Here is a 12,257-nt window from a genome sequence, read left to right on the forward strand (position 1 = left end):
GAACCGCCGTATACGGAACCGTACGTACGGTGGTGTGAGAGGACGGCAGGAGTGATCCTGCCTCCTACTCGATGTGCTCCCCACGTTGATGGGGAACGCCGGATGGAGAATAAAACCGTACCCTTGTGACAGTATTTATCAGAAATTAATGGTTAAACGGGTGTTCGCAGAATTTTCATGCACACCCGACCCTAGCTGACCAATATACGAAATGCCAAGCACAGCGCTTGAGGTAAGATTAAAATCGATACCGGCTTCCATCATCCCCACATTTTTAGCTACTGCGGCGCCGGTCACGGTGAATGAGTCACCGGAGGCAAAGCGCTGGCTGGTGGACGGAGTGATATCACCAAAGGCATGATGCCAGCCCAGTCCGGCGCGAGCAACGGAGGGTACGCCAGCAAGGTCAAACGCCGTCTGTGCATTGAAACCTAAAGTGGAGAAGGTCGTATCCATAGAGGTGCCGTTTGACGTGAGCGCAGCAGCCCCTCCTGTTTCTGAGAAACTGTTTGTTTTAGACCAGACATGAGCAAGGCCTGCATAGGGTTCGATGCTCAGCTGATCGGTACCAATCGTGTAGCCTAATTCACCGAAAACTTGATAAGTATTTCCATTACGATCTGAGGAGAGTGTATTGTATAGCGACGAATCGCCCATCGCCGCAATATTCACGCTACGGTCTGTCTCAATGCTATGTCTGGTATAGCCAAAACCTGAGCGGAAAGACAGCGCGTTTATTTTGGTTCCACCATAGATGCCGACATGATAGTCATGACTTTTTCCTGATGAATATGATTCGTCAAACTTGGTACGGCTATATCCACCGCTCAAACCGACAGTCCATGTATCAAATACTGTTGCATCAGCCCCCATCAATAACCCCCCGACATTTCTGTCAAGGCCATGACTGTAGGAGCCTTTAGAACCCAGCCCCGTCATCCAGAATGCGTTATTTTGTGTCTCTGTCGGTGTCTTCAGCTCTGAAGCGTTACGAAGACGATTAGTGATCGCACTACGGAAAAGCTGTGTATCCTGAACCAGAATTGATTGCACTGAAGCATTGCTTGATCCTGTCAGTTGTTCTAATGCAGAAGAAACGCCATCATTTGCCAGATATGTTGCACTGTAAACATCGCTCAATGGCGCCATATCGTTGATAACTTCGGCTACTGCTTTCTGGTTTGAGTTGGTCGCAGCAATGCGGAAGTCAGGGCGCAGATGAACGTTTTCTTTCAAAAACTTCATGCTGTTAGCGATGGTCTGAGCGGCATCATTCGGATTATCGTGTTCAATCAAGTAGAGTTCAGCACCAGACGCATAGACTGCCGGAATGATTGCTTCCCAGTCCATGACACCGGATCCGACATCGGCAAAGCCACTTTCAGGAAGCGTATTGTAGCCGTCCATACCCGTCCCAACTAATCCTTCGATATTGTCTTTTGCATGAACGGCATAGATGCGACCGTGTAGCCGTTTGAGAACTTCGACAGGGTCGGCACCCGCACGCGTCACCCACGCCAGATCAAGCTCGCTTTTTACATCCGGGCCTGCAGCATCAAGCAAAATCTCAAGCGCGTACTTGTCACCAAAGCGCTCTAATTCATCATTATGATTGTGATAAGCAAGAGTCAGTCCTTCGGCTTTGAGTTGCTCTGATATCCCCTTCAGTTTTGTTCCTAATGCAGCCCAACCAGCAGCATCTGTTGGGCGAACGTCTGCATTTAAATAAGGCAATACAAGCACATCATTACCAATGGTTTTGTTGTAAGCGATAAGTTCGGGTAACTCATTTTCGAAGTCGTTCAGTTGAATATGGGTCGATGTCACTTTCATATCGTACTTTGTCAGCAGGTCTTTTAACTCGCCAGCGTCATATTTTCCTGTCTGACAGGAGGTTTGAGATGGACTTTGTCTGTGAATTGCAAATCGTCTGCAAACATGACGACCGAATGGTTGATGGTAATAACCTGATCTAAACGACTTTTGCTTCCTGTGAAAGGATAACTGTCACGTCTTTTAGGATCCTGAAATAAACACTCAGTTTGAAAGCGCAATATCTTTTTTGACCGCAATACCACGGTAATACGTATTCAAATAGAACATTTCCTCCTGAGTAAGCCAGCAAAATAGCTGTCTGTTCCTGAGTTGTACTGACAGGATTACAGAAAGTCATTTTATTCGGTTATTAATATCCCGTCGTACTTCAAGTTTTCTGGGAATTGCGGGCGTGAGGCGCGTCTACAAGTCACTCGAATTATTTTGGGTATAAATCCACAAAATAACTATGTGGAATTAATTTCTTTTTAAAAATTTTCTTTATCTGTCATTGTGACAATTAAATTGACCCATCGTTTTTATTTAAAAGAAACGTTATTTTATAAATTAGTGACAAGCATAAGGAGACTCTTTGAATTTTTGCCATTTACCCCTTTTGGGTGGCAGAAATAGAAAGGTATCAAGCGTTTGATGCTTTTACTGTAGCTGCGTATCCACTCCTGAATGATCTTTGCTTACAGGGAGTTCCCTAAAATTGATTAAGGTTGGTGGCAATGAAAACACGTAAAATTGGCTTAGCAAATTATCTGGCTTATGGGTCAGGTGACTTCCTGGGGGCGGGAACTACCGCCCTTACAGCAGCCTGGCTTTTATATTTTTACACGACTTTTTGTGGACTTACCCCGATAGAAGCAACCTTTATCTTTGCCGCGGCAAGGGTACTGGATGCGGTTATTAGTCCGTTAATGGGCTTTATGACGGATAATTTTGGTACAACCTGGCTTGGTAAACGTTTTGGTCGTCGAAAGTTCTTTATTTTGCTTGGTATTCCCTGTGTATTCAGTTATTCCCTGATGTGGGTAGGGGATATGAATTTTTGGTATTACCTGTTGACCTACCTGGTATTTGATATTGTCTATACCATGATTCTGGTGCCGTATGAGACGCTGGTACCGGAAATGACGGATGATTTCAAACAGAAAACCAAATTCTCGGGCGCCCGTATTTCTATGGCACAAATGTCGGCGATCCTCGCTTCATTCCTGCCTGGGGTCTTGCTCACCCATTTTGGGAAAGACAATGCTATCTCCTTTTTCTACGCCAGTTTAGTTTTCTCCATACTGTGTGCGGTGATGCTGATTTTTGTCTGGTTCTTTACCTGGGAACGTCCGCGTGAGGAGTGGAGTGAAGCCGCGTTGCGTGCAGAAGAAGAAAAGAAACAACTCTCTCTACGGCAGAGCATTACCCGTTTGTTTGTCGAATTAAGTTCGACTCTGCGTATTAAAATTTTCCGTCAGCATCTGGGAATGTATCTTGGTGGATATATTGCGCAGGATGTTTTTAACGCTGTCTTCACCTATTACGTCGTTTTCGTTTTGATGCAGGAAGCCTCTGTGGCATCTAATTTGCTGGGCACAATGGCCATCTTCCAGTTTATTGCAGTGATAGCCATGATCCCACTCTGTATCCGTTTCGGGGCTGCACCATCCTACCGTGTTGTTGTGGTGTTATTTGGTCTGGCTTCTCTTTCTTATGCCCTGCTGTATTACGCGGGTCTGAGTGATATCTACTCATTGTTACTGCTGATCTCTGCAGTCGCGGGTCTGGGACGTGGGGGCATCAACTATGTTCCGTGGAATACCTATACCTATATTGCTGACGTGGATGAAGTTATTACCGGCCAGCGTCGTGAAGGGATCTTTGCGGGCATTATGACCCTGACACGTAAGGCCTCTCAGGCGGGAGCGATAATGTTGGTGGGGATTATCATGCAAATGTCCGGCTTTGTGAGCGGTCAGAAAGTTCAGTCTGCTGAAGTCAGCGACACCATACTGGTGATTCTGAGCGTGGGCACTCTTGCTGTTCTGCTGTGCGGTTTCCTGGTTTCTCTGCGTTTTAAACTGAATTTACAAACACACAGTGTATTACGTGAAGAAACGGCAAAAATGCGTGAGTCGGGTCGTGCTATGCCAGAAACAGCAACACCGCAGGCCCGTGCGACGGTAGAAATGCTTGCCGGTATGCCTTACGAATCATTGTGGGGTAATAACAATATCGGTTATCTGAATCGCAATAAACCCGCAGCACCTTTGTTGAAGGACAGTGCGGTACTCAATTCGACATATAACAGAGGTTAACATTATGAAAGTTTGGCCTGTCAGACAGAGTCCGCTATTACGTCAGCCAGAGCATTTTATCACCCGGGATGAATTGAAAGCATTAATCCAGAAAGTGACACATAACCTGGTCAATATTCAGGATACGACGGGTGAGTTTTTACTGCGACTGGATGACGGGCGCATCATTGATACCAAAGGATGGGCGGGCTGGGAATGGACGCATGGCGTAGGTCTTTATGGTATCTGGCAGTATTACTGCCAGACCGGCGATAAGGCGATGCGCGATATTATTGATAGCTGGTTTACCAACCGATTCGCAGAAGGTGCAACCACTAAAAATGTGAATACTATGTCACCGTTTCTGACTCTGGCATACCGGTATGAAGAGACAAAAAATCCGGCATGGTTACCCTGGTTAGAAAACTGGGCGGAATGGGCGATGAACGAAATGCCGCGTACTGACCATGGCGGCATGCAGCACATCACTTTGGCAGAAGAAAACCATCAGCAGATGTGGGACGATACGCTGATGATGACGGTATTGCCGCTGGCAAAAATTGGTAAGTTGCTGAATAAATCTGAATATGTTGAAGAAGCGGTATATCAGTTTCTACTGCATATACAAAACCTGATGGACAGAGAAACAGGCTTGTGGTTTCACGGCTGGAACTACGATGGACACCATAACTTTGCGAATGCCCGATGGGCGCGCGGCAATAGCTGGTTAACCATTGTGATCCCGGATTTTCTTGAGTTAGTCGATTTACCTGAAAATAATGCCGTACGCCGTTATCTCGTTCAGGTATTAAATGCCCAGATTTCAGCTCTGGCACAATGTCAGGATAGTAGCGGTCTCTGGCATACGTTGCTCGACGATCCGAATTCTTATCTTGAGGCATCTGCCACGGCTGGATTTGCCTACGGTATTCTGAAAGCGGTACGCAGGCGTTATGTGAAGGCTGAGTACGCTGAGGTAGCGGAAAAAGCAATCCGGGGCATTGTGAAAAATATCTCGCCGGAAGGTGAGTTGCTACAAACTTCATTTGGCACCGGCATGGGCAGTAATCTGGAGTTTTATCGTCAAATCCCACTGACCTCTATGCCCTATGGCCAGGCGATGGCTATCCTGTGCTTAACGGAGTATCTGCGGAAATACTTCTGAATACAGAGGCTATCTGAACCAAGAAAATACCTGGCTTTCGCCAGGTATGAGACTGATGACAAAGCTAAAGTGATATCTAATTCTCAGCGCTTATTTATGAAAATAAACAGGAAAATCAATTCATTGATTTTCGGCTGATAACACAAAGAAGGAAAAACCACGTTTTTTCCTTCTTTGTCAGCAATCTGATACCTGGCTTTCGCCAGGTATTTTTACATCAATCATTCAGCTTAGCGGCGTGTACGAACCAGCTGATATTTGCGGGTCAGATATTCCACCGGTGCGCTCCAGACGTGCACCAGACGGGTGAACGGGAACAGCAGGAACAGGGTCATACCCAGCACCAAATGCACGCGGAAGATAAATGCCACACCGTCGAGATGCTGAGAGGCATCACCACGGAAGGTCACCACGGTTTGTGCCCAGGCCACCAGTTTCATCATCTCGCTACCGTCCATATGCTGAGCTGAGAAGGGTATGGTCAGTAAACCTAAAGCACACTGAATCATCAGCAGGCTGAGGATCAGAATGTCCGCCGTGGAGGAAGTTGCCCGGATCCGGGGATTGAACAGGCGGCGTTTAAGCAGTAACAAACCGCCCACGAGCGTCATCACGCCACAGATCCCCCCGGCAATCATGGCCAGTTTCTGTTTTGTTTCGACAGCCAGAAACGGCTCGTACACCCAGTGTGGTGTCAGCATGCCAAAGAAGTGTCCGAAAAAAATCCCCAGAATACCGATATGGAACAGATTCGAAGCCAGATTCATGCCTTTGCGATCCAGCATCTGGCTGGAACCTGCTCGCCATGTGTATTGTCCGTAATCGTAACGCAACCAGCTTCCTATCAGGAACACGGTGCCGCAGAGATACGGATAAATGTCGTAGAAGAACACGTTAAGAAATTGCATGATTATTGTCCCCCAATATTCAGGTATTGCGGCGCAACGGCCCCGGCAAAACGGCGCTGATGCTGGCTAATTTCAGACTCTCCACAACCCGCCTCGGCAATAAATTTCACTTGTTCTTCTTCCCAGACCGCATCGAGAGCTTGAAGGGTATCGTCCCGGGCTTCACCGGCGATTTGCTCGCTCACACTCTCAACAGCAACATTGCTTTGTGACAGGCTAAGCAGCACATCAAACAGCACTGCATAACCGCTTTCACGTTGCTTCAGGCGTGCTGCAAGTAATGCCAGAATTGGCGCAATATCTTGTAAACCATCACGGGCTTCTGACTCGTCTCGCTGAGAAAGATATTCCAGATACAGCGGCAGATAGTCTGGCAGTTCACGACTATCGATCTCCATGCCTGCCTGCTGGTACTGGCCCATCAGATTGACCATGGCCTGGCCACGGTCACGAGACTCGCCATGCACATGTTCAAAAAGCAATAGTGATGTGGCACGCCCTCTGTCGAAGAGTTCGCTGTAGCTTGCCTGGGCATCAAGCAGATCCTGACGGCATAAGTCAGCAATAAACTGATTCAGCTGAGCGGCCTGTTGTAAGGTCAGTGCTTCACCTTCAACCAACGCCTCATGAAGTTCCTGCTGATGCTGCCACAGGGCAGCATCCGGATACTCAAGCACACGGGAAATAACCAGAAGTTCAATCATGAACGTGTCTCCGTTTTACTGGACACATCAATCGCATCAATACGCTTACTATTGAACAGATTGAATTTACTGTCTGAACCATGGCAACCATCCCCAAAGCTGAAACCACAGCCATTACGCTCAGGGAAAGCGTCTGCTGCGAGCTCACGATGGCTGGACGGCACCACAAAACGATCTTCGTAGTTGGCAATTGCCAGATAGCGATACATCTCTTGTGCCTGAGCTTCAGTTAAGCCAACCTCTTCCAGGGCGCGAGTATCATTAATCCCTTCTACGGTTTCAGCACGTTTATAGTGGCGCATAGCCATCATGCGTTTAAGTGCGCGTAATACCGGAGCGGTATCACCAGCGGTCAGCAAGTTCGCCAGATATTCCACCGGAATACGCAGACTTTCTACATCCGGCAAAATACCGGTATGGGGTAATTCACCTGCGTCAGCGGCAGACTGAATCGGCGACAACGGCGGCACGTACCAGACCATCGGTAGGGTGCGGTATTCCGGATGCAGTGGCAGGGCGAGTTTCCAGTCCATAGCCATCTTGTAGACCGGAGACTGCTGCGCCGCATCGATAACACTCTGTGGCACGCCATCTTTCAGCGCCTGTTCGATAACCGCCGGATCGTTTGGATTAAGGAAAATACTTAACTGACGTTCGTAGAGATCTTTTTCATTCTCAGTGCTGGCAGCCTGTTCGATAGCATCCGCGTCATACAACAACACACCGAGATAACGAATACGGCCGACACAAGTTTCGGAACAAACGGTTGGCATTCCGGCTTCGATACGCGGATAGCAGAAAATACACTTCTCTGACTTACCACTTTTCCAGTTAAAGTAGATTTTTTTGTACGGGCAACCGGTGATACACATCCGCCAGCCGCGGCATTTATCCTGATCAATCAGTACAATGCCGTCTTCTTCACGCTTATAGATAGCGCCGCTCGGGCAGGTTGCGACACAGGCCGGATTCAGGCAGTGTTCACATAAGCGTGGCATATACATCATGAAGGTATTTTCAAACTGGCCGTACATCGCCTTCTGCATATTCTGGAAGTTCTGATCTTTGGCGCGTTTCTCAAACTCACCGCCAAGAATTTCTTCCCAGTTAGGGCCGGTGGTGATTTTGTCCATCCGTTGTCCGGTAATCAGTGAACGCGGGCGGGCAATAGGCTGATGCTTTCCTTCCGGTGCGTTGTGCAGATGCTGGTAGTCAAAATCAAAAGGCTCGTAATAGTCATCAATCCCCGGCAAATGTGGGTTGGCGAAGATTTTGCCTAATAGCGTGGCCTTGTTACCCATGCGCGGTTGTAACTTGCCATTGATTTTACGTACCCAGCCACCTTTCCATTGCTCCTGATTTTCCCAGTCAGCGGGATAACCGGTACCCGGTTTACTTTCGACGTTGTTAAACCACGCGTATTCCATACCTTCACGGCTGGTCCAGACGTTTTTGCAAGTCACAGAACAGGTGTGACAGCCGATGCATTTATCAAGATTCAGCACCATGCCGACTTGTGAACGAATTTTCATTTTACGCTCTCCTGTTTCTGGTCATTGCCTTCACCATCCAGCCAGTCAATATTTTTCATTTTACGCACAACAACGAACTCATCGCGGTTGGAACCGACTGTGCCATAGTAGTTAAAGCCGTATGCCAGCTGGGCATAGCCTCCGATCATATGGGTCGGTTTCGGGCTAATACGGGTCACTGAGTTATGAATACCACCACGCTGGCCAGTTATTTCTGAGCCCGGTATATTCACGATGCGTTCCTGGGCGTGGTACATCATTGTCATACCCTCAGGAACTCGCTGGCTTACTACCGCGCGTGCTGTCAGGGCGCCATTATTGTTGAATACTTCAATCCAGTCGTTATCTTCGATGCCCAGATCTTTGGCGTCGATTTCACTCATCCAGACAATCGGACCGCCGCGTGACAGGGTCAGCATCAGCAAGTTATCGCTGTAGGTAGAGTGAATGCCCCATTTCTGGTGCGGGGTCAGGAAGTTCAGCGCTTTCTCAGGGTTGCCGTTGGACTTCTTATTCATCACGCCTCGTACCGAACGCGTATCAATCGGTGGACGATAGACCAGCAGGCTTTCACCAAAATCACGCATCCACTGATGATCCTGATAAAGCTGCTGGCGGCCTGACAGGGTGCGCCATGGGATCAGTTCATGAACGTTGGTATAACCGGCACTATAAGAAACGTGCTCATCTTCAAGGCCGGACCAGGTCGGACTGGAGATGATTTTGCGCGGCTGGGCCTGAATATCGCGGAAGCGGATCTTCTCCTCTTCTTTGTTAATCGCCAGGTGGGTATGGTCGCGTCCGGTAAACTCACTCAGAGCAGCCCAGGCTTTCACAGCTACCTGGCCGTTAGTTTCGGGTGCCAGGGTCAGGATCACTTCTGCGGCATCAATCGCTGAGTTGATCATCGGCTGGCCTTTGGCCGGACCTTCGGCTTTGGTGTAATTGAGTTTGCGCAGTAGATCCATCTCTTTCTGGGTATTCCAGGCAATCCCTTTGCCACCGTTACCCAAGGTATCCATCAATGGACCAACCGACGTAAAGCGCTCATAAGTGGCCGGATAATCACGTTCAACCGCTACCAAATGTGGCGCCGTTTTACCCGGGATCAGGTCGCATTCACCTTTTTTCCAGTCCACCACACCCAGTGGCTGCGCCAGCTCCGCGGCAGAGTCATGCTGGACAGGTAAAGTCACGAGGTCGGTTTCTTTACCTAAATGTCCGACACAAACTTCAGAGAATTTTTTGGCAATGCCTTTATAAATTTCCCAGTCGCTTTTTGACTCCCAGGCTGGATCCACGGCAGCAGAAAGAGGGTGAATAAACGGATGCATATCCGAAGTATTCATATCGTCCTTTTCATACCAGGTAGCGGTTGGCAGCACAATATCGGAGTACAGACAGGTACTCGACAGGCGGAAGTCCAGGGTGACGACCAGATCCAGTTTGCCATCCAGTCCGTTATCGACCCATTCGACCTCTTCCGGCATCACGCTGCCTTCTTGGCCCAAATCTTTCCCCTGAATACCGTTCTCAGTACCCAGCAGATATTTGAGCATGTACTCATGGCCTTTACCGGAAGAACCCAGCAGGTTGGAGCGCCAGACGAACAGATTGCGTGGATGGTTGTTACCCGCATCTGGCTGCTCAGCGGCAAAACGGATCTCGCCACTTTTCAGCTGTTGAGCGGTGTAGTCCGCCGGGCTCATACCGGCCGCTTCTGCCTGTTTCGCAATGGTCAGTGGGTTGGTATTAAGCTGAGGCGATGACGGCAGCCAACCCATACGTTCAGCCCGCACGTTAAAATCAATCAGGTTGCCACTGTAGCGGGATTTATCCGCCAGGGGGGACAGCAACTCCTCAGCCTTCAGTGATTCATAGCGCCACTGGCTGGAATGGTTATAGAAGAATGAGGTACTGTTCATATGGCGCGGCGGACGCTGCCAGTCGAGGGCGAATGCCAGCGGGGTCCAGCCCGTTTGTGGGCGCAGTTTTTCCTGGCCAACATAGTGGGCCCAGCCGCCTCCGCTTTGACCAATACAGCCACAGAACACCAGCATATTGATCAGACCACGGTAGTTGCTGTCCATGTGGAACCAGTGGTTCAGCCCTGCACCGACGATAATCATCGAACGGCCGTGGGTTTTATTGGCGTTATCGGCAAATTCACGGGCGATACGGATGATGTTCTGACGTGAAACACCGGTAATTTTTTCAGCCCATGCCGGGGAATAGGCTTTGACATCGTCATAACTTGTGGCGCAGTTTTCGTCGTTCAGACCACGATCCAGGCCGTAGTTTGCAAGCGTCAGGTCATAAACGGTAGTGACTAGCGCAGAACTTCCGTCCGCCAGAGAAATACGTTTCACTGGCAGTTTATGCATCAACACGTTGTCGAGTTTCACGTTATTGAAGTGCTCTGAACTTTCACCACCAAAGTAAGGGAAGCCGACATCTGCGACATCATCATGATTGCCCAGCAAGCTTAAACGTAGTTCAGCTTCTTCACCGCTGGTGCCATCACGTTGCTCGAGATTCCATTTGCCTTTTTCACCCCAGCGATAACCAATCGAACCATTAGGTGCCAGTAACTCACCATTCTGGCTATCGATAGCGACAGTTTTCCACTGCGGATTATTTTCCTGGCCCAGACCGTCAATCAGATCAGAGGCACGCAACATGCGCCCTGCAGCATAGAATCCGTCACGTTCTTCCAGCATTACCAGCATCGGCATGTCGGTATAGCGACGCACGTAATCGGTAAAGTACTGGCTCGGTTTATCGAGATGGAACTCACGTAACATCACATGGCCCATCGCCAGCGCCATCGCGGCATCAGTACCTTGCTTAGGTGCCAGCCACTGATCGCAGAGTTTGGCTATTTCGGCATAATCTGGCGTGACAGCAACGGTTTTGGTGCCTTTGTAGCGTACTTCTGTGAAGAAGTGGGCGTCAGGAGTACGTGTTTGCGGAACGTTAGAACCCCAGGCAATGATATAGCTGGAGTTATACCAGTCTGCGGACTCCGGTACGTCGGTTTGCTCACCCCAAGTCATGGGAGATGCAGGAGGTAAGTCGCAATACCAGTCGTAGAAACTCAGACAGGTCCCGCCTATCAGAGACAGATAACGCGCGCCAGAAGCGTAAGAGACCATCGACATGGCCGGAATAGGTGAGAAGCCAGCGATACGGTCAGGGCCAAAAGTTTTGGCGGTGAAGACGTTTGCCGCGGCAATCAGCTCATTCACTTCCTGCCAGCTTGAACGGACAAATCCGCCGCGACCACGCGCTTGTTTATAACTTTTTGCCTGCTCGGGATCGTTGATGATGGAAGCCCAGGCATCCACTGGATCCGCGTGCCTTGTTTTCGCCTCGCGCCACAGTTTGATCAGGCGTTTACGCATTAAAGGGTATTTCAGGCGGTTGGCGCTATACAGATACCAGGAATAGCTTGCACCACGCGGGCAGCCACGTGGTTCATGGTTGGGCATATCCGGACGCGTGCGAGGGTAGTCGGTCTGCTGAGTTTCCCAAGTCACCAGGCCGCTTTTAACATAGATCTTCCAGCTACAGGAGCCCGTGCAGTTTACGCCATGTGTGGAACGGACAATTTTGTCATGCTGCCAGCGCTGGCGATAGCCTTCTTCCCAGTCACGATTGGTATCGAGCTGCTGGCCATGTCCATCGGCAAAAGTTTCACCTTTCTGTTTAAAGTAACGAAACCGGTCAAGAAACTTGCTCATCGGTGTTCTCCTGATGTGGAGCCTGGAGGCTCTATCTTATAAATACGACATTGCTTATTTGATTTGCACGATATCCCGACTCATTGCGTGGAT

The 12,257-nt window shown here is 49.2% G+C and carries 7 protein-coding genes; 2 read left to right on the forward strand and 5 right to left on the reverse strand.

What is annotated here, in order from left to right; translation table 11 throughout:
• Positions 1–138: 138 nt before the first annotated feature.
• Positions 139–1,920, reverse strand: a complete 1,782-nt coding sequence (locus Q1A40_RS19930) for an autotransporter domain-containing protein (RefSeq protein WP_300004492.1) — start codon at positions 1,918–1,920, stop codon at positions 139–141.
• Between the two features lie 629 nt (positions 1,921–2,549).
• On the opposite strand from Q1A40_RS19930, the gene Q1A40_RS19935 reads away from it, so the two are divergent.
• Together Q1A40_RS19935 and Q1A40_RS19940 are read left to right on the forward strand one after the other, a co-directional pair.
• Positions 2,550–4,133 (forward strand): MFS transporter, encoded by a 1,584-nt coding sequence (locus Q1A40_RS19935; RefSeq protein WP_300004338.1) that lies wholly within the window; start codon positions 2,550–2,552, stop codon positions 4,131–4,133.
• A 4-nt stretch (positions 4,134–4,137) separates the two neighbouring features.
• A complete protein-coding gene (locus Q1A40_RS19940) occupies positions 4,138–5,277 on the forward strand; it encodes a glycoside hydrolase family 105 protein (RefSeq protein WP_300004341.1) in 1,140 nt (379 codons plus the stop codon).
• A 230-nt stretch (positions 5,278–5,507) separates the two neighbouring features.
• Here the strand turns inward: Q1A40_RS19940 and narI are convergent, their stop codons facing one another.
• The 4 genes from narI to Q1A40_RS19960 are packed head-to-tail and all read right to left on the reverse strand — an operon-like array spanning position 5,508 to position 12,164.
• Positions 5,508–6,185 carry a respiratory nitrate reductase subunit gamma gene (gene narI / locus Q1A40_RS19945; RefSeq protein WP_300004344.1) on the reverse strand — a complete coding sequence of 226 codons (678 nt, stop codon included), beginning with the start codon at positions 6,183–6,185 and terminating at the stop codon, positions 5,508–5,510.
• 2 nt (positions 6,186–6,187) lie between these two features.
• Complete coding sequence (gene narJ, locus Q1A40_RS19950; RefSeq protein WP_300004347.1) at positions 6,188–6,889, reverse strand: nitrate reductase molybdenum cofactor assembly chaperone; 702 nt, start codon at positions 6,887–6,889, stop codon at positions 6,188–6,190.
• Entirely contained in the window at positions 6,886–8,421 is a 1,536-nt protein-coding gene (gene narH / locus Q1A40_RS19955) for a nitrate reductase subunit beta (RefSeq protein ID WP_300004350.1), read from the reverse strand. Before narH ends, narJ begins: the two co-directional genes overlap by 4 nt.
• Entirely contained in the window at positions 8,418–12,164 is a 3,747-nt protein-coding gene (locus Q1A40_RS19960) for a nitrate reductase subunit alpha (RefSeq protein ID WP_300004353.1), read from the reverse strand. The genes narH and Q1A40_RS19960 overlap by 4 nt, the downstream gene beginning before the upstream one ends.
• Between the last annotated feature and the right edge of the window lie 93 nt (positions 12,165–12,257).

Origin of the sequence: uncultured Cedecea sp. (assembly GCF_947498825.1) — a bacterium.
Taxonomy (GTDB): Bacteria; Pseudomonadota; Gammaproteobacteria; order Enterobacterales; family Enterobacteriaceae; genus JGM124.